The sequence below is a fragment of the Halopelagius inordinatus genome, from assembly GCF_900113245.1.
In the GTDB taxonomy this organism is placed as follows: domain Archaea; phylum Halobacteriota; class Halobacteria; order Halobacteriales; family Haloferacaceae; genus Halopelagius; species Halopelagius inordinatus.
In genome coordinates, this window is sequence record NZ_FOOQ01000002.1 from 510,493 (window position 1) to 533,301 (window position 22,809).

Annotated in this window: 31 protein-coding genes; 27 read left to right on the top strand and 4 right to left on the bottom strand. The window is 64.4% G+C overall.

The window, feature by feature from the left end; genetic code table 11:
- Position 1: 1 nt before the first annotated feature.
- Genes BM167_RS10365 through secY form a run of 19 tightly spaced genes read left to right on the top strand, consistent with a single transcriptional unit; the run spans position 2 to position 10,292 of the window.
- The gene (locus tag BM167_RS10365) at positions 2–463 is read left to right on the top strand and encodes a 50S ribosomal protein L22 (protein ID WP_092892165.1); all 462 of its coding nucleotides are present in this window, start codon (positions 2–4) and stop codon (positions 461–463) included.
- Positions 463–1,401, top strand: coding sequence for a 30S ribosomal protein S3 (locus BM167_RS10370; RefSeq protein WP_092892167.1), 939 nt, complete (start codon positions 463–465; stop codon positions 1,399–1,401). The genes BM167_RS10365 and BM167_RS10370 overlap by 1 nt, the downstream gene beginning before the upstream one ends.
- 3 nt (positions 1,402–1,404) lie before the next feature.
- Positions 1,405–1,620, top strand: a complete 216-nt coding sequence (rpmC, locus tag BM167_RS10375; RefSeq protein ID WP_092892169.1) for a 50S ribosomal protein L29 — start codon at positions 1,405–1,407, stop codon at positions 1,618–1,620.
- Positions 1,621–1,664: 44 nt separating this feature from the next.
- Entirely contained in the window at positions 1,665–2,081 is a 417-nt protein-coding gene (locus tag BM167_RS10380) for a ribonuclease P protein component 1 (protein ID WP_092892171.1), read from the top strand.
- Positions 2,072–2,398 (top strand): 30S ribosomal protein S17, encoded by a 327-nt coding sequence (locus BM167_RS10385; protein WP_092892173.1) that lies wholly within the window; start codon positions 2,072–2,074, stop codon positions 2,396–2,398. The genes BM167_RS10380 and BM167_RS10385 overlap by 10 nt, the downstream gene beginning before the upstream one ends.
- Positions 2,398–2,796, top strand: coding sequence for a 50S ribosomal protein L14 (locus BM167_RS10390; protein WP_092532658.1), 399 nt, complete (start codon positions 2,398–2,400; stop codon positions 2,794–2,796). The genes BM167_RS10385 and BM167_RS10390 overlap by 1 nt, the downstream gene beginning before the upstream one ends.
- A gap of 3 nt (positions 2,797–2,799) precedes the next feature.
- Complete coding sequence (gene rplX, locus BM167_RS10395) at positions 2,800–3,162, top strand: 50S ribosomal protein L24 (RefSeq protein WP_092892175.1); 363 nt, start codon at positions 2,800–2,802, stop codon at positions 3,160–3,162.
- Positions 3,159–3,869, top strand: coding sequence for a 30S ribosomal protein S4e (locus tag BM167_RS10400; RefSeq protein WP_092892177.1), 711 nt, complete (start codon positions 3,159–3,161; stop codon positions 3,867–3,869). The genes rplX and BM167_RS10400 overlap by 4 nt, the downstream gene beginning before the upstream one ends.
- The gene (locus tag BM167_RS10405; RefSeq protein WP_092892179.1) at positions 3,866–4,387 is read left to right on the top strand and encodes a 50S ribosomal protein L5; all 522 of its coding nucleotides are present in this window, start codon (positions 3,866–3,868) and stop codon (positions 4,385–4,387) included. The genes BM167_RS10400 and BM167_RS10405 overlap by 4 nt, the downstream gene beginning before the upstream one ends.
- Entirely contained in the window at positions 4,384–4,560 is a 177-nt protein-coding gene (locus tag BM167_RS10410) for a 30S ribosomal protein S14 (protein ID WP_092532646.1), read from the top strand. The genes BM167_RS10405 and BM167_RS10410 overlap by 4 nt, the downstream gene beginning before the upstream one ends.
- Positions 4,561–4,563: 3 nt before the next feature.
- On the top strand, positions 4,564–4,956 hold the full coding sequence (locus BM167_RS10415; protein ID WP_092892181.1) for a 30S ribosomal protein S8: 393 nt from the start codon (positions 4,564–4,566) through the stop codon (positions 4,954–4,956).
- Positions 4,957–4,960: 4 nt separating this feature from the next.
- A complete protein-coding gene (locus tag BM167_RS10420; protein ID WP_092892183.1) occupies positions 4,961–5,497 on the top strand; it encodes a 50S ribosomal protein L6 in 537 nt (178 codons plus the stop codon).
- Complete coding sequence (locus tag BM167_RS10425) at positions 5,498–6,205, top strand: 50S ribosomal protein L32e (protein ID WP_092892185.1); 708 nt, start codon at positions 5,498–5,500, stop codon at positions 6,203–6,205. It begins immediately after the preceding gene.
- Positions 6,202–6,654, top strand: coding sequence for a 50S ribosomal protein L19e (locus BM167_RS10430; protein WP_092892187.1), 453 nt, complete (start codon positions 6,202–6,204; stop codon positions 6,652–6,654). The genes BM167_RS10425 and BM167_RS10430 overlap by 4 nt, the downstream gene beginning before the upstream one ends.
- A 2-nt stretch (positions 6,655–6,656) precedes the next feature.
- Positions 6,657–7,211: a 50S ribosomal protein L18 gene (locus BM167_RS10435; RefSeq protein ID WP_092892189.1), complete on the top strand. Its 555-nt coding sequence runs from the start codon at positions 6,657–6,659 to the stop codon at positions 7,209–7,211.
- Complete coding sequence (locus BM167_RS10440; RefSeq protein ID WP_092532628.1) at positions 7,208–7,855, top strand: 30S ribosomal protein S5; 648 nt, start codon at positions 7,208–7,210, stop codon at positions 7,853–7,855. Before BM167_RS10435 ends, BM167_RS10440 begins: the two co-directional genes overlap by 4 nt.
- Positions 7,855–8,319, top strand: a complete 465-nt coding sequence (locus tag BM167_RS10445) for a 50S ribosomal protein L30 (protein WP_092892191.1) — start codon at positions 7,855–7,857, stop codon at positions 8,317–8,319. Before BM167_RS10440 ends, BM167_RS10445 begins: the two co-directional genes overlap by 1 nt.
- On the top strand, positions 8,316–8,822 hold the full coding sequence (locus tag BM167_RS10450) for an uL15m family ribosomal protein (RefSeq protein WP_092892193.1): 507 nt from the start codon (positions 8,316–8,318) through the stop codon (positions 8,820–8,822). Before BM167_RS10445 ends, BM167_RS10450 begins: the two co-directional genes overlap by 4 nt.
- A gap of 3 nt (positions 8,823–8,825) precedes the next feature.
- A complete protein-coding gene (secY, locus tag BM167_RS10455; RefSeq protein ID WP_092892195.1) occupies positions 8,826–10,292 on the top strand; it encodes a preprotein translocase subunit SecY in 1,467 nt (488 codons plus the stop codon).
- 409 nt (positions 10,293–10,701) lie between these two features.
- On the opposite strand, the gene BM167_RS10465 is transcribed toward secY, so the two are convergent.
- Positions 10,702–13,317: a PAS domain-containing protein gene (locus BM167_RS10465; RefSeq protein WP_245781340.1), complete on the bottom strand. Its 2,616-nt coding sequence runs from the start codon at positions 13,315–13,317 to the stop codon at positions 10,702–10,704.
- Between the two features lie 500 nt (positions 13,318–13,817).
- A complete protein-coding gene (locus BM167_RS10470) occupies positions 13,818–14,612 on the bottom strand; it encodes a CBS domain-containing protein (protein WP_092893070.1) in 795 nt (264 codons plus the stop codon).
- A gap of 491 nt (positions 14,613–15,103) precedes the next feature.
- On the opposite strand from BM167_RS10470, the gene BM167_RS10475 reads away from it, so the two are divergent.
- The 5 genes from BM167_RS10475 to BM167_RS18495 all read left to right on the top strand — a co-directional run bounded on the left by BM167_RS10475 (position 15,104) and on the right by BM167_RS18495 (position 18,755).
- Positions 15,104–15,451, top strand: a complete 348-nt coding sequence (locus BM167_RS10475) for a DUF8159 domain-containing protein (protein ID WP_092892199.1) — start codon at positions 15,104–15,106, stop codon at positions 15,449–15,451.
- Positions 15,452–15,588: 137 nt separating this feature from the next.
- Positions 15,589–16,455, top strand: coding sequence for an alpha/beta hydrolase (locus BM167_RS10480; RefSeq protein ID WP_394327241.1), 867 nt, complete (start codon positions 15,589–15,591; stop codon positions 16,453–16,455).
- Positions 16,456–16,589: 134 nt separating this feature from the next.
- On the top strand, positions 16,590–17,084 hold the full coding sequence (locus tag BM167_RS10485) for a hypothetical protein (RefSeq protein WP_092892203.1): 495 nt from the start codon (positions 16,590–16,592) through the stop codon (positions 17,082–17,084).
- Between the two features lie 103 nt (positions 17,085–17,187).
- Entirely contained in the window at positions 17,188–18,525 is a 1,338-nt protein-coding gene (locus tag BM167_RS10490; protein WP_092892206.1) for an ornithine cyclodeaminase, nickel-pincer nucleotide-dependent, read from the top strand.
- A gap of 65 nt (positions 18,526–18,590) precedes the next feature.
- Positions 18,591–18,755: a hypothetical protein gene (locus BM167_RS18495; protein WP_177213333.1), complete on the top strand. Its 165-nt coding sequence runs from the start codon at positions 18,591–18,593 to the stop codon at positions 18,753–18,755.
- 1 nt (position 18,756) lies between these two features.
- Here the strand turns inward: BM167_RS18495 and BM167_RS10495 are convergent, their stop codons facing one another.
- The gene (locus tag BM167_RS10495; RefSeq protein WP_092893071.1) at positions 18,757–19,161 is read right to left on the bottom strand and encodes a universal stress protein; all 405 of its coding nucleotides are present in this window, start codon (positions 19,159–19,161) and stop codon (positions 18,757–18,759) included.
- Positions 19,162–19,268: 107 nt separating this feature from the next.
- Here BM167_RS10495 and BM167_RS10500 point away from each other — a divergent pair, with 107 nt between their 5' ends.
- The 3 genes from BM167_RS10500 (at position 19,269) to BM167_RS10510 (ending at position 21,986) form a co-directional block, all read left to right on the top strand.
- Positions 19,269–20,291: a DUF7490 domain-containing protein gene (locus tag BM167_RS10500; protein ID WP_092892208.1), complete on the top strand. Its 1,023-nt coding sequence runs from the start codon at positions 19,269–19,271 to the stop codon at positions 20,289–20,291.
- Positions 20,288–20,608 (top strand): DUF8060 family membrane protein, encoded by a 321-nt coding sequence (locus BM167_RS10505; RefSeq protein WP_092892210.1) that lies wholly within the window; start codon positions 20,288–20,290, stop codon positions 20,606–20,608. The genes BM167_RS10500 and BM167_RS10505 overlap by 4 nt, the downstream gene beginning before the upstream one ends.
- Before the next feature lie 61 nt (positions 20,609–20,669).
- The gene (locus BM167_RS10510; protein WP_092892212.1) at positions 20,670–21,986 is read left to right on the top strand and encodes a hypothetical protein; all 1,317 of its coding nucleotides are present in this window, start codon (positions 20,670–20,672) and stop codon (positions 21,984–21,986) included.
- Here BM167_RS10510 and BM167_RS10515 read toward each other — a convergent pair whose 3' ends face one another.
- Positions 21,987–22,808 carry a ZIP family metal transporter gene (locus BM167_RS10515; RefSeq protein ID WP_092892214.1) on the bottom strand — a complete coding sequence of 274 codons (822 nt, stop codon included), beginning with the start codon at positions 22,806–22,808 and terminating at the stop codon, positions 21,987–21,989.
- Position 22,809 lies beyond the last annotated feature (1 nt).

Genomic DNA, 22,809 nt, shown 5'->3' on the forward strand with positions numbered 1-22,809 from the left:
CATGGGAATCAACTACAGCGTCGAGGCCGACGCGGACACCACCTCCAAGGGGATGCTCCGCGACCGGCCCGTAAGCCTCAAGCACAGTAAGGCCATCTCGCGTGCCATCAAGGGCATGACCGTCGAGGAGGCCGAGGAGTACCTCGAGGCCGTCATCGACGGCGACCGCTCCGTCCCGTTCAAACAGCACAACACCGGTGTCGGACACCGCTCCGACATCGAGGGCTGGGACGCCGGGCGCTACCCCGAGAAGGCATCGAAGGCGTTTCTCGAACTCCTTCAGAACGTCGCCTCGAACGCCGACGAACAGGGGTTCGACGGGCGTTCGATGGAGATCATGCACGTCGCGGCACACAAAGTGGGCGAACAGCAGGGCCGAAAGCCCCGCGCGTTCGGCCGTGCGGACCCGTTCAACACCACGCTCTGTGACGTCGAACTCATCGTCGAGGAGGTCGAAGAATAATGGCTGACGAACACCAGTTCATCGAAGACGGACTTCAGCGCTCGCAGATAGACGAGTTCTTCGCGGACGAACTCGGCCGCGCCGGCTACGGCGGCATGGAGGTCGCAAAGACCCCGATGGGGACGCAGATAGTCCTCAAAGCCGAGAAGCCGGGTATGGTCATCGGTAAGGGCGGAAAGAACATCCGCAAGGTGACCAAAGCGCTCGAGAACCGATTCAACCTCGACGACCCCCAGATCGACGTCCAAGAGGTCGACGAACCCGACCTCAACGCGCGAATCGTCGCCGACCGCCTCGCCAACGCGCTCGAACGCGGTTGGTACTTCCGTAAGGCGGGTCACACGACCATCGACCGCATCATGGACGCCGGCGCACTCGGCGCCGAAATCGTCCTCGCGGGGAAGGTCACGGGCGCACGCTCGCGCGTCGAGAAGTTCAACCGCGGCTACATCAAGCACAACGGCGAACCCGCCCAGACCATCGTCGACGAGGGTCAGGGCGTCGCCGTGATGAAACTCGGCACCATCGGCGTGAACGTGAAGATCATCCCGCCGGGAGCCAAACTGCCCGACGACTTCGAGATCGACGACGAGGCCGAGGTCGAACCCGTCGAGCAGGCCGCAGAGACCGAAGGCGTCGAGGACCTCCTCGAAGACGAACCCGAGGAAGTCCCCGATGTCGAACAGGAAGACGTCGAGGTTCCCGACGAGGACCCATCGGAGGTCATCGACGAGGAGATCGTCGAGGAAGTCGTCGAAGCCACCGACGAGGCTCCCGCCACCGAAGGCGAGGAGGAAGTCGAGGTCGACGAACCCGACGAGGAGGAACTCGACGAACTCGACGAAGACGTCGAAGAAGAGGCCGAGAACCTCGTTGCCGAGATGGAAGAGGCAGACGAGGGCGACGCCGACGCCGACGAAGAGGAAACGGAGGAGTAATCCATGGCGATACTCTACCCTGAAGAGATCCGAGACATGACTCCCGCCGAACGGGAGGCGGAAGTCGAGGACCTCGAAACCGAACTGCTGAACACGAAGGCCGTGCAGGCGGCCGGCGGCGCGCCGGAGAACCCCGGTCGCGTCAGCGAACTGAAGTCGACTATCGCGCGCATCAAGACGATTCAGCGCGAAGAAGGCGACTTCGACGAAGAAAACTAGTCGGGCCGCCTGCGTCTGGCGACTCCGACGAGGAATATCGAACGATGGCACTGACACCCGAAACCCTCACGCGACACGAACTCAACGGCCTCCGCGTGGAGGTCGTGGACGCCGCGAACCCCGACTTGGTCGGGATAGCGGGGCGTATCGTCGTCGAGACGATGCGTACGCTGCACGTCGATACGGGGAGTCGGGTCAGTCAAGTGCCGAAGCAGGGAACGACTCTGCGGTTCGAGATTCCGTCGACAGACCCCGATACGGGGTCCGTGCATACAGATGAAGCCGCCGACGTCGAGAAGGCGTCGGGGACCGCGTCCAAACTTCCCTCGGAAACTGCCGGCTCATTCGCCGGTCAGTCTGACGGTTGCCAGGGCGCGGCCTACGTTACGGTGGATGGCGCACGTCTGCTCTCACGACCCGCCTTGCGAACAGAGAAGGCAGGTGACTCAACATGGCGATAGGACTGAACGTAGAAGAACCGGAGGAGGCTTGCTCCGACGAGAACTGTCCGTTCCACGGGACGCTTTCCGTGCGAGGACAGACGCTCGAGGGTACGGTCGCCTCCACAGATATGGAGAAAACCGTCGTTGTGGAACGCGAATACGACGTTCGCGTCCCCAAGTACGACCGCTACATGAAGCGGCGTAGTCGCATCCCCGCCCACGCACCGCCGTGCGTGGACCTTGCGGAGGGCGACACGGTGCGCATCGCAGAAACCCGACCGCTTTCGAAGACCAAGGCTCACGTCGTGGTCGAAGTCGTCGGAGGTGACGACTGATGGAAGCACTGAAGGCAGACGTCACGAAGGGCGTCGGCCGAGGTTCGCTCATCAACTGCGCCGACAACACCGGCGCGCGCGAACTGAAGGTCATAAGCGTGGCCGGCTACTCGGGAACGAAGAATCGACAGCCCAAAGCGGGCATCGGTAACAAGGTCACCGTCTCGGTGACCAAGGGGACGCCGGAGATGCGTCGCCAAGTGCTCGAAGCCGTCATCATTCGCCAGCGGAAATCCATCCGCCGGCCCGACGGCACGCGCGTGAAGTTCGAGGACAACGCCGCCGTCATCATCGACGAGATGGAGGAGCCTCGCGGGACCGAGATCAAAGGCCCCATCGCGCGCGAAGTTGCCGAGCGCTTCGGAAGCATCGCGTCCACAGCGACGATGATCGTATAGACAATGACGACACAACCAAACAAACAGCGAAAACAGACGCAGAACGCGCCTCTGCACGAACGGCAAAAGCAGGTCCGCGCGACGCTGTCCGGCGACCTCAGAGACGAGTACGGACAGCGAAGCGTCCGCGTCAACGTCGGCGACACGGTGGAAGTGCTCCGCGGCGACCACGCCGGAACGGAAGCCGAAGTCGTCTCCGTCGACCTCAAAGACGCGGTCGTTCACGTCGAAGACGTGACCGTCGCGAAGGCCGACGGCGAGGAAACGCCTCGCCCGCTCGATTCGAGCAACCTTCGCGTCGTCGAACTGGACCTCGAAGACGAACTCCGCGAGGCGCGTCTCGAAGAAGGAGAGGATAACGAATGACGCGACACCAGAAACGACTGTCGGCCCCGAACTCGTGGCCGATCGAGCGGAAAGAGAACACGTTCACGGTCAAAGCCGGTGCCGGACCGCACGGTGAGTCGGGGGTCCCCCTGCTCATTCTGCTGCGCGACGTGCTCGGCTACGTGGACTCGAAAAAGGAAGCGCGCTACGCGCTCAACGAGGGCAGCGTCCTCATCAACGGCGACACGGTCAGCGACGAACAACGTCCCGTCGGGATGTTCGACATCGTCTCGTTCGCCCAGAGAGGAGAGCACTTCCGCGTCTTCCCCGAGCAGGGCGGACGCCTCGCGCTCACCCCCATCGACGCCGACTCGGCCGACAGCCGTCTCGGCAAGATCGTTCGCAAGCAGAACGTCTCGGGCGGCGCGACGCAGTTGACGCTCCACGACGGCGCGAACATCCGTCTCGAAGGCGACGACGAGGCAGCCGACTACCACACCGGCGACTCTCTCGTCGTCGACAACGAGACCAAAGAGATCGTCGCTCACTTCCCCTACGAGGAAGGCGCACTCGTGACGGCCGTCGACGGCACCCACTCGGGGGAAGTCGGCACCGTCTCGGAGATCATCGTCACGCCCGGCAGCGGAGACAACGCCGTGGCCGTCGAGACCGAGGACGGAGCGTTCGAGACCGTCGAACAGTACGTCGTCGTCATCGACGAGAACTTCACGGGTGATGAGGAATGAGCGAATCCGCAGAGTTCCACGAGATGCGCGAACCGCAGATCGAGAAGGTCGTCGTCCACATGGGCGTCGGCGAAGGCGGTCGCGAACTCGCGAACGCGGAAGACATCCTCGAGGACATCACGGGCCAACAGTCCGTGCAGACGCTCGCATCGAGCGACGCGACGCCGTTCGGCGCTCGTCGGGGCGACCCCATCGGTACGAAGGTCACCCTCCGCGACGAGACGGCAGTCGAGTTCCTCGAGACCGCACTCCCTCTCGCGAACCTCCGACGGAGGATGTTCGACGAGACGGGGAACTTCAGCTTCGGTGTCGAAGAACACACCGAGTTCCCCTCCCAGGAGTACGACCCGCAGATCGGTATCTACGGGCTGGACGTGACGGTCAACCTCGTCCGCCCCGGATACCGAGTGAAGAAGCGTGACAAGGTCACGCGCTCGATTCCGAACGCACACCGCATGACGGTCGACGACGCCGTCGCGTTCGTCGAATCCAACTTCGACGTGGAGGTCACAGAATGAGCGAAAGCGAAACAGAACAGACGGGCGAGCACGCCGCGCGGCGTACTGGCCAAGAGAAGGAATGTCGCCGCTGCGGCCGCAAGCAGGGCCTCGTCGGCAAATACGACATCTTCCTCTGTCGCCAGTGCTTCCGCGAGGTCGCTCGCAGCATGGGATTCAAGAAGTACCGATAGACTATGGCAGGAAACGACCCACTCGCTAACGCTCTCGCAGGCGTGAACAACGCCGAGAGCGTCGGGCATCTGTCCCACACGGTACAGCCCGCCTCTAACGTAATCGGCTCCGTGCTCGAGGTCTTCTACGACCGCGGGTACGTCGACGGCTTCGAGTTCGTCGACGACGGCAAAGCCGGTACGTTCGAGGTCGAACTGAAAGGCGCAATCAACGAATGTGGCGCCGTCAAGCCCCGCTACTCCGCGGGCGCAGATGAGTTCGAGAAATGGGAGAAGCGATTCCTCCCCGCCCGAGACTACGGGACGCTCATCGTCACGACGAGTCACGGCGTCATGAGCCACTACGATGCCCGCGAACAGGGCATCGGTGGTCAGGTAATCGCCTACGTCTACTGAGCCAATGAACCGAATCGAAATCGACATTCCGGACGACGTCTCGGCCGAGGTGAAGAACCTCGATCTTACCGTGGAGGGACCGAACGGCAGCGTCACCAAGACGCTTTGGTATCCCGACATCAGCGTCAGCGTCGATGGCGACTCCGTCGTCATCGAATCCGACGAGTCGGACGCGAAGACGAACGCCACGGTTGGAACGTTCGAGAGCCACGTGACCAACATGCTTCACGGCGTCACCGAGGGGTGGGAGTACAAGATGGAAGTCTTCTACGCCCACTTCCCGATGCAAGTGAACGTGAACGGAAGCGAGGTTGTCATCGAGAACTTCCTCGGCGAGAAAGCGCCGCGGCGCGCGAAGATCCGCGGTGCGACAGACGTACAGATAGACGGCGAAGACATCACGCTGTCCGGCCCCTCCAAGGAGGACGTCGGACAGACCGCCGCAGACATCGAACAGCTCACGCGCGTCAAGGACAAAGACCAGCGCGTGTTCCAAGACGGTGTCTACATCACAGAGAAGCCACAGTTGGGTGGTGCCTAAATGTCCGACGACGAAATCCAGGAACTCGAAGACATCAGCGGCGTCGGGCCCTCGAAAGCCGAGGCGCTCAACGAGGCTGGCTACGAGACGATAGAAGACGTGAAGGCGGCGAGCCAGTCGGAACTGGCCGACGTGGACGGCATCGGTAACGCCCTCGCGGCCCGCATCAAGGCCGACGTCGGCGGACTCGAAGTCCAAGAAGAGACCGAGGCCGAAGTCGAAGACGAAGGCGAAGAGGAAGCCGACGCCGAGGAGGACGTCGAGACGGAACTCCGTCCCCGCGGCCACGCCGACAAGACGCCCGAACTCGACGACGAGAAGGCGGCCGCACTCGCACAGAAGCACCGCGAGGGCAAGCCCGCCTTCCGGCGACAGGACTACCACAAGAAAAAGCGCACGCCCGAATCGTGGCGGCGCCCGCGCGGCGGCCTCTCGAAGCAGCGCCGCGGCGTCAAAGGCAAGGGTCCGAAGGTCGAAGCGGGCTTCCGTTCGCCGAAGGCCGCTCGAAACCTGCACCCCTCCGGATTCGAGGAGGTCCGCGTGCACAACACGGACGACCTCGAAGGCGTCGACCCGGCCACCGAGGCCGTCCGCATCGCCTCCGCCGTCGGCGCTCGCAAGCGCGAGCGCATCGAGGAGGAGGCCGAGGACCGCGAGATTCGCGTCCTCAACCCCACCTACGTCGAAGTCGAGGTGAGTGAGGAATGACCGATCTGAAGGCACAGCGCCGGATGGCTTCCGACGTCTTGGACGTCGGCAAGAGCCGCATCTGGTTCGACCCCGAGGAACAGGCAGAGATTGCAGAGGCCATCACGCGCGAGGACATCCGCGAACTCGTCGATCAAGGCACGATTCGCGTCGAAGACGCGAAGAGCAACTCCAAGGGTCGTGCCCGCGAGCGCGCGGAAAAGCGCGCCTACGGCCACCGCAAAGGCCCCGGCTCCCGCAAAGGGAAGGCCGGCGGCCGGAAGAACAAGAAAGACGAGTGGGTCAGTCGAATCCGCGCCCAGCGCCGTCGCCTGAAGGAGCTTCGGGACGACGGACCGCTGACGCCGACGCAGTACCGCACGCTGTACAACAAGGCGTCCGGCGGCGAGTTCGACAGCGTCGACCGACTCGAATCGTACATCAAGAACAACTACGACGTGGAGATCTAACAATGGCGACAGGACCACGCTACAAGGTGCCTATGCGTCGCCGCCGCGAAGTTCGGACGGACTACCACCAAAGGTTGCGCCTGCTGAAATCGGGCAAGCCCCGCCTCGTTGCTCGCGTGAGCAACAAGCACATCAGGGCGCAGCTGGTCTCGCCCAGTCCGGACGGCGACACGACGCACGCTGCCGCAAGTTCCGAGGACCTCGAAGAGTACGGCTGGGAAGCCCCCACGGGCAACATCCCCAGCGCGTACCTCACGGGGTATCTCGCGGGCCTGCGCGCACGCGAAGCCGGTCTCGAGGAGGCGGTCCTCGACATCGGCCTCAACACGGCTACCCCCGGCAACAAGGTATTCGCAGTACAGGAAGGTGCAATCGACGCAGGGCTCGAAATCCCCCACAACGAAGCGGTACACGCCGAGTGGCCGCGTAACCGCGGCGAGCACATCGCCGACTACGCGGAACAGCTCGACGAGCCGCTCTACAGCGGGGAGTTCGACGCCACCACACTGCCCGAGCACTTCGACGACGTGCTCGCGCGACTTCAGGAGGACGAATGAGCCAACGTAACGACAACGGCTGGGAGCCGCGCACGCGGCTCGGCCGCATGGTACAGAACGGAGACGTCACGTCCATGGACCAAGCGCTCGAGACCGGACTTCCGCTCAAGGAGTCCGAAATCGTCGACCAGCTCCTCCCCGGACTGGACGACGAGGTTCTCGACATCAACATGGTCCAGCGCATGACCGACTCGGGTCGGCGCGTGAAGTTCCGCTGCGTCGTCGCAGTGGGTAACCGCGACGGCTATCTCGGCTACGCCGAGGCGCGAGACGACCAGGTCGGATCGGCCATCCAGAAGGCCATCGGCGTGGCGAAGCTCAACATGATCAAAGTCGACCGCGGGTCGGGTTCGTGGGAGGACTCCGCGGGCGGCGTGAACTCGCTGACTCGGAAGGCCACCGGTAAGGCCGGCTCCGTGACGGTCGAGATCATGCCCGCCCCGCAGGGTCTCGGTCTCGCGGCCGCGGAGACGGTCCGCAACATCCTCGAACTGGCCGGCGTGCAGGACGCTTGGACCCGTTCGAACGGCAACACCCGTACGACGGTCAACCTCGCGAAGGCGACGTACAACGCGCTGCAGAACGCGTCGCAGTCCCGGGTTCCCCGCCGTGCGCGGAGAGTTCAGCAGGAGGCGGACGAATAATGCAGGCTATCGTCCAACTCCGCGGCGACGTCAACATGAGCGACGCCGTCCGCGACACGCTGAAGATGCTGAACGTCCACAGCGTCAACCACTGTACGTTCGTCCCGGAGACGGAGACGTACCGCGGCATGATCACGAAGGTCAACGACTACGTCGCACACGGTGAGCCCACCGTCGACGCCGTCGAGACCGTGCTGCGAAAGCGCGCAGAGCCCGAAGAGGGCGCGGCCGACGTGGACGACGAGTGGGTCTCGGAGAACACCGACTACGACGACCTGTCTGCGCTCGCGCAGGCCATCGTCGACGAGGAGACGACGCTCCGCGAACAGGGCGTCTCGCCCGTGCTCCGACTGCACCCGCCGCGCGGCGGCCACCGCGGCCAAAAGCACGTCACGAAAGAGGGCGGTCAACTCGGAAAGCATACCACAGAGCAGATAGACGAACTGCTGGAGGATATGCGATGACGTCCAAGAAACGACGCCAGCGCGGGTCTCGCACCCACAGCGGCGGCAGTCACAAGAACCGGCGCGGAGCCGGTCACCGTGGCGGCCGCGGCCGTGCGGGACGCGACAAACACGAGTTCCACAACTACGAACCGCTCGGCAAACACGGCTTCACGCGCCCGGAAGACGCCCAAGACACCGTCGTCGAGGTCAAAGTCCAAAAGCTGGACGAAGACGCCGCGCTGCTCGCGGCCGACGGCCTCGCGGAGAAAGACGGCGACGCCTACGAAATCGACGCTCGCGACGTGGCCGAGGACGGCCACGACGTCGACGTCGTGAAAGTGCTCGGCGGCGGGCAGGTCCGACAGGAACTGCACGTCGTCGCCGACGCGTTCACCTCGGGTGCGGTCGAGCTCATCGAATCGGCAGACGGTAGCGCCGAACTCTCGGAACGAGCCGAGAGAAAGGCAGAAGACGAAGCCGAAGAAGATAACACAGACGACGAGGAAGGCTCCGACGAGTAAATCATGGGATGGAAGGAGGCCGCCGAACCGGTGCTGACGCGGATGCCCGCAGTCCAGCGTCCGGAGGGACACGTTCCGTTCCGCCGGAAGCTCGTCTGGACAGCCGGCATCCTCGTGATGTACTTTTTCCTCACGAACGTCACGCTATTCGGACTGGACACGACGTCTTCGACTGACTTGTTCGGACAGTTCCGAAGTATTCTCGCTGGACAGCAGGGGTCGATACTGCAGTTGGGTATCGGTCCCATCGTCACGGCGAGCATTGTCCTGCAGCTTTTGGGCGGCGCCGACCTGCTCGGGTTAGACACGGACGACCCGCGCGACCAGGTGCTGTACCAGGGCCTGCAGAAGCTTCTGGTCGTCGTGATGATCTGTCTGACCGGGCTGCCGATGGTCTTTGCGGGCGGGTTCCTGCCCGCGGATCAGGCCGTCGCGCAGTCGTTCGGCATCGGCGTCGGTGGCGTGAAGACGCTCATCTTCGCGCAGATGTTCGTCGGCGGCGTCCTCATCCTGTTCATGGACGAAATCGTGAGCAAGTGGGGGGTCGGCTCCGGTGTCGGCCTGTTCATCATCGCAGGCGTCAGCCAGCAGCTCGTCGCCGGACTGTTCAGTTGGCAGGCGCTCGGGGGTAACTCCGGGTTCTTCCCGACGTGGTTCGGCATCCTCACCGGTGCCGCAGACATCGGGTCGCCGCTCTCGCCGGGCGGACTGTCCGACATCTTCCTCGGACAGGGGCAACTGCTCGCGCTCGTCACGACGGTGCTCATCTTCGCAATCGTCGTGTACGCAGAGAGCGTCCGCGTGGAGATACCCCTCTCGCACGCCCGCGTGAAGGGTGCCCGCGGTCGCTTCCCGGTGAAGCTCATCTACGCGAGCGTCCTGCCGATGATCCTCGTCCGCGCGCTTCAGGCCAACATCCAGTTCCTGGGTCAGATCCTGAACAACTCGTGGAGCGCGATGCCCGCGTGGCTCGGCGCGTACAACGGCGGACAGGTCACGGGCGGCCTGTTCTACTACCTCGCGCCGATTCAATCGCGGGCAGACTGGATGTGGTTCCTCGGGTTCACCTCCGCGGACCCCGCCCAGATAATCGTCCGCGTGCTCATCGACCTGACGTTCATGATCGTCGGTGGCGCTATCTTCGCCATCTTCTGGGTCGAGACGACGGGGATGGGCCCCGAGTCGACCGCACAGCAGATTCAAAACTCCGGGATGCAGATTCCCGGCTTCCGACGGAACCCGCAGGTCATAGAGAAGGTGATGGAGCGGTACATCCCGCAAGTGACCGTCATCGGCGGCGCACTCGTCGGTCTGCTCGCGGTCATGGCGAACATGCTCGGCACCATCGGTCAGGTCTCCGGGACGGGACTGCTGCTTACGGTCTCTATCACGTACAAACTGTACGAGGAGATTGCAGAGGAGCAACTCATGGAGATGCACCCGATGATGCGCCAGATGTTCGGCGATTAACGTTACATCGTAACGAAACCGGGATTCGGTCCCGGATTCTTCATTACGCTTTCATCATCGCCGGTCGCCGTCACAGAAACACCGTAGAGCCATCAGTGTACCTCGCACCACGCGTCTCACGCCCCCAAGACGCGCTCGCCGGGGATTTCGCGGAGTGGCTGCACGGTCTCGGTGTCGGAACGGTGATCGTCGGCGACCGTTCGGATGTCCTGCAGAAGCACTCGTGCAGAGTGAACGAGGGGACCCACCAGTTCTGGAGCCACGGTCGCTTCCGTCGGCGACTTTGTGAAGTAGTGGAGAAAGAGGACGGCATCAGGGCCCGAGATGTCTCCGAACCCGACTCCTCCTCGGTGGACCCGGACGGATCACCCACGCGGAGGACGTCCGACCCAACAGGGGTGAGAGAAATTCAAGCTCGAAAGGTCGAAACGCCGGTGATCTCGAAACGCGCTCCGCTGGCTTCGCCGTCGGCGTCGGTAATCTCGATTTCCCAACCGTGGGCGTTGACGATCTCCTTCACGATGCTGAGACCGAATCCCGTTCCTCTCCGCGTAGTCGAGTATCCGGGGTCGAAGACAGTCTCCAGATCCTCCGAGGGAATTCCGGGGCCGTCGTCCTCGAAGTAGAATCCACCGGCGAGTTCACCGATCGTCACCGTTACGTCGGAACCACCATGTTCGATCGCGTTTCGGAAGAGGTTCTCGAACATCTGCATCAGGCGGCTCCGGTCGGCTCGGGTCTTCGTTTCGGCGGTCACGTCGAGCGTCGCGTCCTCCGTCTCGACGTTGGCCCAGCATCGCCGCGCGAGGTCGCCGATATCGACCGGCTCGAGTTCCTGCACGCGGTCTCCCTCGCGGGCCAGTGTCAGGAGATCGTCGATGAGCGCGTCCATCCGTCCGAGCGCGCGATCGACTGCGTCCAGATCCTCGTTGTCACACGTCTCGCGGGCCAGTTCCAGTCGCCCTTCGGCCACCTGGAGCGGATTCCGGAGGTCGTGACTGACGAGGCTGGCGAACGCCTCCAAGCGGTCATTCTGACGCATCAGTTCCCCTTCGCGGGCGCGTAACTGTTCTGTCTGTTCGACCTGTTCGAGTGCCGATTCGACGTTTCCAGCGAGCAGTTCGCCGAACACGAGGTCTTGCTGATCGAAAGCCGCTGGCGTTTCCGAGCCGGCAATCAAGGTTCCGTAGTCGCCGATCGGGAGGTGGAGTTCGCTTCGGATAGACGATTCTGGGTTGTAGATATCCGGATCGTCGTGGATGTCGTCGACGGCCAGCGGTTCGCCGGCTTCGAAGACTCGCCACGCGATGCTATCGCTCTCCGTGAACGCCGGTGGATCGCCGATGAGGTCGTACACGGTGTCCGTAACGGCTCGCGGCACGAGCGCCGATCTCGCGTCGTCGTATAGGTGGATGGCGCTTGCTTCCATCCCCAGAACCTCGGCTGCCGCGTTCACACCGATCTCGACGACCTCGTCGCGGGTTTCCGCAGCCATCAGATCTTGAGTCGTCGTGTTGAGGGATTCGAGCCGGGTTTCGCGTCGCTTGCCGTCGGTGACGTCGCGGTACACCCAGAGATGACCCTCGCCCTCGGGGAGTTCGATCGGCTGATAGCTTCGCGTGAACGTCCGGCCGTCGCGAAGGCGGATTTCGTCGTTCTGCACCGGGTCGCCGTCGGTCACGAGTCCCTCGGTTCGCTCGACGAACGCCTCCGGTTCAGTGAGCATCTCGCCGGCATCCACAGCGAGCGCAGAGCAGTCGGAACCGACGATCTCGTGGGGTATCCCCGGTAAGTCGAAGAGGTCGAAGAAACGGTCGTTGACGGTGACGACATCCCGCGAGGCGTCCTCGACGAGGACGCCCACCGGGAGCGTGTCCAGTAGCGTCGACTGGACGGCGTTGGCCTCCTCTAATTCCCGTTGGTACTTCCGCTGGTCGGTGACTTCGCGATCGGAGATGATCAGCGAGACGACCTCGCCGTCGTCGTCCGTGACCGGTCTGATCACGCCCTCGATGACGTATGGATCACCACTGGGGTCGACGAGGTCGAGGTCGAACTCGACGTACTCGCCGCCCGCCGCGCGATCGATCCAGTCTCTGATCTGTTGTCGAACGCTCTCGGAGTGCCCGAACCACGGGGCGTCCCAGAACGGTTCGTCCGTGATCTCGCCGAGAGTGACATCGACGTAGTCCATCGCCGTCTGGTTGATGTCGAGGACTGTGCCGTCGGTGTCGAGCAGTCCGACGAGGATGTTCGGGTCGTTGAAGATAGCCTGGTAGCGACGCTCTTTCTGCTCGAGTTCACGTTCGTGTTCTCGCTGGTCAGTAACGTCGGTGGCGATTCCGAGCACCGCCCGTCCGCCGGTCTCACCGAAGTCGTAGGGGAGCATCCGCGGTTCGAAGATGTGGACGTCGCCGTCCGAGTCGGGTATCTCGATGCCCGGAAAACTCTTCATCCGCCCTTCGTCGAGCACAGCAGCGACGTTCTCGTTGAACTCCTCGGCCGTCGCATCGGGAAGCACGTCGGCGACGTTACTGCCCTCGATGTCTGCGGCGGTCGTATCGTGGAAATCCGCGAGTACCTGATTTGCGAGCAGGTACGTCCCGTCGGAATCGACGACGTGGAGAAGCAGTGGAAGCGAGTCGATCAACTCCCGAAGGCGCCGTTCGTTGCGCTCGACCAGCCGGCGCGACCGCTCTCGCTCGACGGCGTTGGCGATCCGATTTGCCAGTACCGCGTACTGATCGGTGCCGGACTCCTTCTGGAGGTAGTCGGTGACGCCGGCCGAGATGGCGTCGCTGGCGACTTCCTCGGAACCCTTGCCCGTGAACAGGATAAAGGGCAGGTCCGGCCGATCATCGCGAACCGCCTCGAGGAACTCGAGACCGGACTGCCCCGGCATATCGAAGTCCGAGACGACACAGTCGTACTCGTCGTCGGACAGGAGCGACAGTCCCTCGCTCGCGCTGGCGGCAGTTTCGACGACGAACCGGTCGTCTTCGCGCCGCAGAAACTCTGCGGCCATTTCAACAAAATCCGACTCGTCGTCGACGTGGAGAACGCGGATTTCTGAATCAGGAAACATGTGGATGATGTGGGAAACAGCTCTGAATCGTTAGCTAATCAAGGTAATCAGAGTTTAAAGAGTTGCTGACAGATGCCGGGTAAGGAGAGTACGGACACGGGAACGGTCGTTCTACTTCGTCCGTGGATGAGTGACTGTGGCCCGACTCGTCGTCTGCATCTTCGCGGGGCTGTACCCGGCATCGTTTTCACTCGCACCAACGAGAACACGGAAACACGGCACGAAAACGAACCGGCTGGTCTCGACGCCAACGAAGCCGCCCAAAAATCAGGGTACGGTAGTCCAACGGCGTACGGTCGGCCCCGCGGACGAAGACGCGGCATACGTCGGCGACGTACGCGATGCGACGCGGGCGACGTCACTACGAGGTCTATCGGAGGTCGGTACTCACACGCTCCGTTTCCGGTCCGCGGAAGCAGTCGAAACCGCGAAACTGGCTACTACGCCCCCAATTCGGTCATCTCGACTAACGGATGGTGGCCGTCGTCGTTCACCTCCACGTCCGCCAGCGAGTCCAATCCGCCGAGGCGCGCTATCTTCCGGAGGCCGAGATTCGGCACCTCCGTCGGGTCGACGACGAGGACGTAAGCGCGCATCTCCTCGATGTCGAGTTCGCGCGCCGCGAGAGCGCGGTGGTGGCCGTCGACGAGGAGCGTCTCCTCCCCGTAGACGAGGGTGATAAGCGGTTCTGCGAGCCCGTGTTCGAGTTCGTACGCGCGGCCGTCTAACTCGTCGGCGTACACCTCTCGCTGGGTGGGTATCAGCTCTGAGATCACGACGACGTCCTCCTCGACGCCGACGGCGGCGTCGTGCGTCGATTCGAGCATCCGCCGGGTGCTCTCGACTTTCGAGGGCGTGGTGCGTTCGATCTGACTCCGAACCACGTCGGCGTTCGAGACGACGCCGAGGAACGCCTCCTCGTCGTCGACGACGGGGAGAAACTGGTGGCCCGTCCGGAAGATGACTCGGGCGGCGTCCTGCAGGGTCATCTCCGGGCGCGCGACGACGAGATTCCGACTCATCACCGCGCGAACTGATTCGTCGCCGTGGACGCCGAGTAGGTCTATCGCCCCGACGAACCCCGCGAGGCGGCCGTCGTCGTCGAGAACCGGCAAGCCCCCGTACCGAGACTGAGACCGCAATCGGTCGACGACGTCGGTAACCCACTCGTCGGGGTGGGTCGTCTCTACCGCCTCTGTCATGTAAGCCTCGACGCGGATGTCGTCGAACTCCATCGGGGGCATCACCTCCCGTTGGTTCTCAGAGACCCTATAATCGACCCCCCGTTCGGAGCCGGGGTTCGTTTTCACACGCGATAATCGGGCGGGCAGGTTTATGTAACATCCCGGGACACTCTCAGATGTCGGTGAGCGGACGTGGCTTCCCCAACCCTGCGTCCACGGTGCCGACGTGGCACGGACGTCTCCCCGGACGTTCACTCGCGTGCGAACGCACGCGACCATCCACCACACTGTGCCGAGGCGTTCCCCGCGAACGCCGCCGTCGGGCGTCGTCTCTCGTCCGGCGGGCAGTCGAGCGCCGCACGCGCGGCGACACCCCAGACGGAACGCTCTCCCCGGGGCGTCTCCGTCTCCGTCCCACCCTACCGGGTCTGAATCCGCCTACCGATTCGGAGTTCCGGTCTCGACCGTTCGCGGGGTGGCTTCGTTTTCTCACGAACTGTCGCGCGGCAAACGTTTAGCCGCTGCCCTCCGAAGCGGATATCATGAACGGCGCAATCACCGGCGTGGAGGGCGAACTCCGGAGCAACGGAATCAGCGTCGAGTCGCTGGACACGGGCGAAGAGAGGGTCGAACTCGTCTATCTGACCGCGTTTCCCGGCGAGAGCGTGAACCACACCGAAATCGGACGCGCCCTCAGGACGTTCGTCGGGCGAGTGGAAGCCGACCAGTGGGAGCCGAAACGGGTCGACGCCACCGTCCTCCGCGCCGAGGGCGACGTCCAGGGGACGTGGCGCGCCGAAGCCGACTGGTTCCGGAAGTACGACCGGTACGAACTGAGCGACGAGGACTTCTCGGAACTCGTGTTGAACACGCTGGAGGGAGACGAATGAGCCGACCCACCTGCCGCGGCGACTGGAAGCGCGCAGAGCGACGAGAGCGAGTCAGAGACGGAACGACGGAGAAAACGTCGGAGCGAGCGTCGAGTCGGCGACGCCACCCGTCGAGATACGAGTTCTCGAAGGTGACGATGGGCTTCGAGAGCGCCGGAGAGCGCTGTACGGGGTGGCTCTACCGCCCCGACCGTCCGGCCGACCCGCCGGTCGTCGTCATGGCGGGCGGCATCGCCTCCGAACGGTCGTTCGGACTCCCGGCGTACGCGGAGCGACTGGCCGAGGCGGGCTACGCCGTCTTCCTGTTCGACTACCGGAACCACGGCGACAGCGAGGGGGAACCGAGAAACCTCGTCTCCCCGTCGCGGCAGCGAACCGACTGGGAGGCGGCCATCGCGGGCGTCAGGGAGAGAGACGGCCTCGACACCGGGCGACTCGTCCTCTGGGGGACCGAACTCGGCGGCGGACACGCCTTAGACGTGGCCGCGGACGACGCCCGCGTCCGAGCGGTCGTCGCACAGACGCCCGTCCTCTCGGGGCGGTCGCTCCTGACCGCGAACGGCTACGGATACCTCGCGAAAGGCGTCCTCGCGGGCGTCCGCGACAGAGTCCAGTCGCTCGTCGCCGGGCCGCACACCGTCTCCGTGACGGGCGACCCCGAGGAGTCGGCGTTGCTCTCGACGCCCGGCGCGCGGGCGGGCTACCTCGATTTGGTCCCCCCGACCTCCGAGTGGGAGAACCGACTGCCCGCCCGGTCGCTGCTCTCTCTCGCGACGTTCTCGGCCGGCGACGACGCCGAATCCATCGCCTGTCCGGTCATGTTCGTCGCCGGAACCCGAGACGATATCGTCCCCGCCGCGTCCGTCGAGTCGGCGGCGGACTCCGTGTCGAACGCGACGTTCGTTCGCTTGCCCGCGTCCCACTTCGATTTCTACGAGGGCGCGCAGTTGGCGCAGGCCGTCGGTCACGGCGTCGCCTTCCTCGACGGCGTCCTCGACTCTTGAGTCCCGTCGACCGGAGGTGAGTTCGGGTGTAGTCTTCGACCTCTCGCCGCACCCGTCGTGAGGAGACGCGCCCCCGCGGACGAACGCCGACCACCGATATCTCTATCTCCTCGGACGACGTTCCTATCTCCGTCGTGATTATTCATATTCGCAAGACAGTCAGTGCCGTCTTCGTCGCGTTACTCCTCTTCTCGGCGGTCGCGGTGCCCGCCGCGGCCCAGAGCGACGAATCGAACGCCGAACCCTCCACGTACGAGACGTTCGTCGCGATGGCGGACCTGTACAACGAACAGGCGGCGTCGCTCGACCTCGGCGTCGCGGAGAGTCTCCTCGCCGGCCAGCGAGTGAACGCCTACATCTCGGACGGTGCCGCGGTGGAGTCGTTCTCCTTTGCCCTCGACGATCAGATGCGCATCGTCGATATCTCGCCCGACCCCGACTCGGACGCGACGGTCCGCTTCGAAACCGACCGCGCCACAGTCGAGCGAATCGTCGAGTCGCCCAACCCCGCCGACGCGTTCGGCACCGCCGTAGTGAACGACGACATCAGGATCGAGGGCGAATCCGGGAACGTCGTCTCGCAACTCGTCTGGTCGGTCGCGAACGTGCTCAAGGGCTTCCTGTTCTGAGCGTCCGAAGCGGACCCCGGCGGCGGTTTCGACGCCCTCCGTTGTCTCGGCGGATTCGGACGCGTGCGTGACCTTCTTGACCGCGGGGCGCGACCCTCAACCGATGACCGCGACGCGAACTGTCGAACTCGAAGGCCACATCATCGACTCGGGGATGATGCAACGAGCCTTCGGTATCGTGATGGACCTCGATGGGTCGTTCGAAGTCGAGGAGTTCGATGTGGGAAAGCACAAAGACAAGACGTCGTACTGTCGGATGTCGATAAGCGCCGACACGCAGGAGACGTTGCAGGAGATTCTCCACGAACTGCACCAAAACGGGGCGAACCTCACCGACCCGGTGGACGCGCACGTCGAACCCGCGCCCGCCGACAGAGTCGTCCCGCACGGCTTTTACTCCACGACCAACCACCCCACGGAGGTCCGATACGACGGCGAGTGGATCGGCGTCGAGAACATCGAGATGGACTGCGCGATAGTTCTCGAACCCGACCCGGACGGGAGAGAGGAACCGCGAGCGTACACGAAGGTGCTGAACGGTATCGAGGAGGGTGACCTCGTCGTCACGGACGAGGCGGGCATCCGCGTGCAACCGCCCGAACGCCCCCGCGACTCCTCGGGTCCGTTCGGCTTCATGCAGGGCGGCGTCTCCTCCGAGCGACCCTCCGAATCGCTCATCGAACAGGTCGCAGAGGCCATAGAGGAGACGAAAGCCGAGGGCGGGAAGGTGTTAGTCGTCGCCGGCCCGGCACTCGTCCACTCGGGCGGGGCGTTGGACCTCGCGCGCCTCATCCGCGAGGGGTACGTCGACATGCTTTCGGCGGGCAACGGCTTCGCCACCCACGACATCGAACACGGCCTCTACGGCACCTCTCTGGGCATGGACATGGAGACGATGGAACACCCCCGGAAGGGCCACAAACACCACATCTACACGATAAGCGAGGTCATCCGCGCCGGGGGCATCGCGGAGGCCGTAGACGAGGGACTCGTCGAAGAGGGCGTGATGTACGAGTGCGTCGAAAACGACGTGCCGTACGTCCTCGCGGGGTCGATTCGCGACGACGGTCCCCTCCCCGACACCATCACCGACGCGGTGGAGGCGCAAAACGCCATCCGCGAACAGGCCCACGAGGCCGACATGGTGTTGATGCTTTCGACTCTGCTTCACTCCGTCGCCGTCGGCAACTGCCTCCCGTCGGACGTCCGCGTCGTCTGCGTGGACATAAACCCCGCGACGGTGACGCAACTTCTCGACCGAGGGAGTTCCCAAGCCATCGGCATGGTGACCGACATCGGCACGTTCGTCCCGACGCTGGCGGACAAGATTCTCGGTCCCGCGGCGGAGGGCGAGACGGACGGCGACGGCTACTACGAGACCGACGGCGGTGCCGATGACGACTCCGACCACGGCGGCGGACACCCCTGCGGCGGGAACTGACCACCGTCGTCGGCCCGCGAGCGGTCGGCCCAACGCTTATTCGAGTTCCGACCCTCTCTGAGGGGATGGGCCTGTTCAGGGAAGCCGGAAAGAAGTTCGAGGAGACGAAGCGGTCGTTCACGGGCGGGGACGGCGACGAGTACGTCTGTCGCGCCTGCGAGAAACGGCTGACGGAACGGTACGAGCACTGTCCGCACTGCGGAGAGGCGGCCGTCGAACCGGCCGCGTGACTCACTCCACCGTCTCCAGCGGAACGACGGCCATCGGAACGTTCGCGTTGAGGAGGACGTCCTGTGCCGTGCTTCCGAACACTATCTTCGCCGTCGGATTGCGCTTTCTGATTCCGATGACGAGTTCGTCCGCGTCCACCTCCTCTGCGCACTGAATGAGGTCCGTCGCCGGGTCGTTGCCGCGGACGAACTGGTGGGTTTCGACGGTGCAGATAGCGCCGAGGCGCGAACTGACCGCGTTGAGCGCGTCGTTGCCGTCTCGGGTGTCTTTGCCGTCCGTCTGGTCGCCCCCGACGTGGGAGTTTACCGCGTGGACGGTGTCGCCGTCGTCGAGTCTCCCGTCGAGGTAGTCACAGAGTTTCGCGCTTCGGTGGACCGAGTTCGTCCCGAGTACGTACGTGGTCATACTGGTCAGGTCGTCCAGATACGTGATAAGTACGTCGTCGCCGGCGGTCGTTCTCCCGTGACCGAACGTACACAAGATATATACCACGAACTCCTGTCGGTCGTCGTATGAACCGCGACGCCGCCCTGGCAGGCGCGGCCGTCGGGGTAGTCCTCGTTGCCCTCCTCGCTTCGGTGGCTTTCCCCGGCGTCCTCGCCGACCCGACGGAAGACGACCCGGTCCGACCGGGACCGGTCCGCATCTCGGAGGTGAACATCGGGGCCGACGACGCAGACGTCCGCGGAGGGACGGTCACCCTCTCGGTGGACACGCGAATCGAACACCGCGGGAACCCGACGGAGAACGTCACGCTCCTCGTCCGCGCCGTCGACGCGGAGTCGGGCCTCGTCGAGACGACCCAGACCGTACGCGTCGGCACCCTCCGCGACGAGGCCGAAACCTCCGTGACAGCGAACGTCACCGTCGAACGCGAAGGCGGCTACCACGTGGAGACGGTGCTCTATCAGGACGACCGCCGCGTGGACGAGGACGGCAAGACGGTGAGCGGTCTGGAGGCGTTGACGCCCGCGTACGCCCAGACCGACGTCCGGTTCTCGGAGGGCGACGCGCTCCCGCCACTCTCGTTCTCCGTCGCGGAAGCCGACGCCGGTAACAACCGGACGACGCTCGAACTCGCCGCGTCGCTGACGAACAGTGGCGACGGCCGGTCGGAGGACCTTCGAGTGCGGTTCGTCCTCCGGCAGGCCGACTCGAACATCGTCGCCGCCCAGACGGCCACGGACGTCGGCGCGATTCGTCCCGGGCGGACGGCGACGACGACGACGCGGGTGACCGTCCCGCGGAACTACAACTACTACGTCGACGCCGTGTTGCTGAAAGACGGCGTCGTCGTCGATACCGCCCGCACGGCGGCGAACTTAGACCCGACGAAGCGAATCAGCGTCAACGAGACCGAAGAGGACGTCGAACTCCGCGTGGAGGACTTCGAAGGCGGCGGGAGCGACGGCCGCGGCGAGTACACCGAATCGCCGGCGTACGGAACGGAGACGTCCACGCCCGGATTCGGCCCGGTCGCCGCCCTCGTCGCACTCCTCGCGTCGGCGCTTCTCGCTCGGAGGTGGACCCAATGACGGATACTAACGCAGACTCAGACCGCGACGGCACCGACACCCAACCGAACGGCAACGCGCGAGAGAAGGCCGCCGCAGCGGAGGACGACCGGTCCACGGCGGAGACGCTGAAGCGGTACCTCAACTACGCCGTTCTCGCGGGGTTGATACTCGTCGCGCTGGTTTCGGTCTTCCAGTTGTACTCGGCGGTGACGCGGACGATACACACCTTCGTCACCCCCGAGTACCGCGCGCCGTTTCTCGCGGCGTTCAACCTCGTCGTCTTGCTCGTCGCCGCGTTGGGCGTCTCGCTCCAACTGAAGCGACTGCAGGGCTGACGGCGACGGACTGCCGACGATACTGCACACGCTTTTCACACGGCCTCGCGTCGGAGGCCACATGGCAGACTTCCTCTTCGTCTCCGCCGACGCCGCGTTGATAACCGACCTCGCGTGGCAGGTTCACCGAGAGGGCCACGACGTCAAGTACTACATCGAAGCCGAGAGCGACCGCGAAATCGGCGACGGGTTCGTCCCCAAGACCGACGACTGGCGCGCGGAGGTGGAGTGGGCCGACGTCATCATCTTCGACGACGTCTGGGTCGGGTCCGACGTCGGTACCGGCCGGTTGGCGCGGGACCTCCGCGCGGAGGGCAAGGCCGTCGTCGGCGGGACGCCGAACACCGACCGCTTAGAGGAGGACCGCGGGTACGCGATGGACATCCTCGAAGACCACGGCGTCGAGACTATCGACCACCACGTCTTCGAGGACTTCGACGCCGGCATCCAGCACGTCGAAGAGAACCCCGCGCCGTACGTTATCAAGCCGCTTGGAGAGGTACAAAACGTCAAGCGACTCCTCTACGTCGGCAACGAGGACGACGGCAGCGACGTCGTGGACGTCCTCCGCGCCTACAAGAAAGCGTGGGGACACCGGATGAAGGGCTTTCAGTTACAGCGGAAGGTCGAGGGCGTGGAAATCGCCATCTGCGGGTTCTTCGACGGCGACCGGTTCATCGACCAGGTCAACTTCAACTTCGAGCACAAGAAACTGTTTCCGGGGAACATCGGCCCCTCGACGGGTGAGATGGGCACCTCGATGTTCTGGGGCGGTCGGAACAGACTGTTCGAAGAGACCCTCGGGAGACTCGAACGCTGGCTCGCGGCGGAGGGGTACGTCGGGAGTATCGACGTGAACTGCATCGTCAACGAGACCGGTATCTACCCCTTGGAGTTCACCCCGCGGTTCGGCTACCCGACCATCGCCCTGCAGGAGGAGTCGTTCGAGTCCGACACCGGGCGGTTCTTCTACGACCTCGCGCACGGCAACGACCCCGAACTGGAGGTTCACCGGGGGTTCCAAGTCGGCGTCAGGGTCGTCCTCCCGCCGTTCCCGTTCGACGACGAAAAGACGTACGACGAGAACTCTCGGAACGCCGCGGTCGTCTTCGACACCGAGAGCCGCGACGGAATCCATCTGGAAGACGCAAAAAGGCTCGACGGGCAGTGGCGCGTCGCCGGGGAGAGCGGCATGCCTCTCGTCGTGACGGGGAAAGGAGAGACGATGCGGGAGGCGAGAGCGCAGTGCTACGGGCGGATAGACGACATCATCGTCCCCAACCTCTACTACCGGGACGACATCGGCGAACGGTGGACGGACGGCGAGGGCGACAGACTGCAGGCGTGGGGCTATCTCGGGCCGCGGTCTCGGCGGTAATCAGACGACCGCCAACCACGCGAGGAGGACGACGACGCCGCCGACGGCGGTGCTGGCGACGGCGTGGATTCGAAGTCTGTCCAAGAGGGCGTGCGCGTCGCCGTTCACCGTCAACAGGTCGTGAATCTCGCTGCCGATTTCGCACCGGGGGAGAAAGTCCATCGCGACGTGGAGGAACACGCCCGCGGCGAACCCGAAGACGAGTCCCCGAATCGGGGGGGCGGCTGGGATGGCGACGGTACTCGACAGAATCGCCGCGATGCCGACGCCCGACGCCGGGACGAGGAGGACGGAGACGGGGCGCGCGTCCGCGGCGAGGCGTCGCGCGGCGGCGTACCCCGCGGGTCCTTTGTGCGAGACGATGGCGACGCCGAGAAGCGGACCGAGTTCGGGCATGTTTCCGTAGATGATACCGATGATAGCGCCCGCGGAGAACGCGTGCGCGGTCAGTTCGGCCACGGTGCGGTCCATCGGGAGGTCCATGTGCGCGAGTCGGTGACCGACGGTGTGCGAGGCGAATCCCGCGAGCAGTCCGAACGCGATGCCGAACCCGCCCCACTGCGGGTGCTGTCCGACGGCCTGCGGGACGAGAAACACCGCAGCGCTCGTCACCATCGCGCCACTCGCGAGTCCGTACCCCCACACTAACGCGTTGGCCTGTTCGCCGACCGCACGCGCGCCGAGGGGTGCCGCAAGCGCCATCGCGAGGAACGCGACCCACGAGATGCCGAGGAGTTTCCACGACCCCGAGACGGCCGCGTACACGGAGAACGCCGCCAACACCCCGGTGATTACCAAGCCGAGACGAGATATCCGGTTCACT

Coding starts and splice junctions, on each gene's coding strand:
- BM167_RS10365 (WP_092892165.1), top strand. CDS start 2: ATGGGAATCAACTACAGCGTCGAGGCCGACGCGGACACCACCTCCAAG.
- BM167_RS10370 (WP_092892167.1), top strand. CDS start 463: ATGGCTGACGAACACCAGTTCATCGAAGACGGACTTCAGCGCTCGCAG.
- rpmC (WP_092892169.1), top strand. CDS start 1,405: ATGGCGATACTCTACCCTGAAGAGATCCGAGACATGACTCCCGCCGAA.
- BM167_RS10380 (WP_092892171.1), top strand. CDS start 1,665: ATGGCACTGACACCCGAAACCCTCACGCGACACGAACTCAACGGCCTC.
- BM167_RS10385 (WP_092892173.1), top strand. CDS start 2,072: ATGGCGATAGGACTGAACGTAGAAGAACCGGAGGAGGCTTGCTCCGAC.
- BM167_RS10390 (WP_092532658.1), top strand. CDS start 2,398: ATGGAAGCACTGAAGGCAGACGTCACGAAGGGCGTCGGCCGAGGTTCG.
- rplX (WP_092892175.1), top strand. CDS start 2,800: ATGACGACACAACCAAACAAACAGCGAAAACAGACGCAGAACGCGCCT.
- BM167_RS10400 (WP_092892177.1), top strand. CDS start 3,159: ATGACGCGACACCAGAAACGACTGTCGGCCCCGAACTCGTGGCCGATC.
- BM167_RS10405 (WP_092892179.1), top strand. CDS start 3,866: ATGAGCGAATCCGCAGAGTTCCACGAGATGCGCGAACCGCAGATCGAG.
- BM167_RS10410 (WP_092532646.1), top strand. CDS start 4,384: ATGAGCGAAAGCGAAACAGAACAGACGGGCGAGCACGCCGCGCGGCGT.
- BM167_RS10415 (WP_092892181.1), top strand. CDS start 4,564: ATGGCAGGAAACGACCCACTCGCTAACGCTCTCGCAGGCGTGAACAAC.
- BM167_RS10420 (WP_092892183.1), top strand. CDS start 4,961: ATGAACCGAATCGAAATCGACATTCCGGACGACGTCTCGGCCGAGGTG.
- BM167_RS10425 (WP_092892185.1), top strand. CDS start 5,498: ATGTCCGACGACGAAATCCAGGAACTCGAAGACATCAGCGGCGTCGGG.
- BM167_RS10430 (WP_092892187.1), top strand. CDS start 6,202: ATGACCGATCTGAAGGCACAGCGCCGGATGGCTTCCGACGTCTTGGAC.
- BM167_RS10435 (WP_092892189.1), top strand. CDS start 6,657: ATGGCGACAGGACCACGCTACAAGGTGCCTATGCGTCGCCGCCGCGAA.
- BM167_RS10440 (WP_092532628.1), top strand. CDS start 7,208: ATGAGCCAACGTAACGACAACGGCTGGGAGCCGCGCACGCGGCTCGGC.
- BM167_RS10445 (WP_092892191.1), top strand. CDS start 7,855: ATGCAGGCTATCGTCCAACTCCGCGGCGACGTCAACATGAGCGACGCC.
- BM167_RS10450 (WP_092892193.1), top strand. CDS start 8,316: ATGACGTCCAAGAAACGACGCCAGCGCGGGTCTCGCACCCACAGCGGC.
- secY (WP_092892195.1), top strand. CDS start 8,826: ATGGGATGGAAGGAGGCCGCCGAACCGGTGCTGACGCGGATGCCCGCA.
- BM167_RS10465 (WP_245781340.1), bottom strand. CDS start 13,317: ATGGCCGCAGAGTTTCTGCGGCGCGAAGACGACCGGTTCGTCGTCGAA.
- BM167_RS10470 (WP_092893070.1), bottom strand. CDS start 14,612: ATGGAGTTCGACGACATCCGCGTCGAGGCTTACATGACAGAGGCGGTA.
- BM167_RS10475 (WP_092892199.1), top strand. CDS start 15,104: ATGAACGGCGCAATCACCGGCGTGGAGGGCGAACTCCGGAGCAACGGA.
- BM167_RS10480 (WP_394327241.1), top strand. CDS start 15,589: ATGGGCTTCGAGAGCGCCGGAGAGCGCTGTACGGGGTGGCTCTACCGC.
- BM167_RS10490 (WP_092892206.1), top strand. CDS start 17,188: ATGACCGCGACGCGAACTGTCGAACTCGAAGGCCACATCATCGACTCG.
- BM167_RS18495 (WP_177213333.1), top strand. CDS start 18,591: ATGGGCCTGTTCAGGGAAGCCGGAAAGAAGTTCGAGGAGACGAAGCGG.
- BM167_RS10495 (WP_092893071.1), bottom strand. CDS start 19,161: ATGACCACGTACGTACTCGGGACGAACTCGGTCCACCGAAGCGCGAAA.
- BM167_RS10500 (WP_092892208.1), top strand. CDS start 19,269: ATGAACCGCGACGCCGCCCTGGCAGGCGCGGCCGTCGGGGTAGTCCTC.
- BM167_RS10505 (WP_092892210.1), top strand. CDS start 20,288: ATGACGGATACTAACGCAGACTCAGACCGCGACGGCACCGACACCCAA.
- BM167_RS10510 (WP_092892212.1), top strand. CDS start 20,670: ATGGCAGACTTCCTCTTCGTCTCCGCCGACGCCGCGTTGATAACCGAC.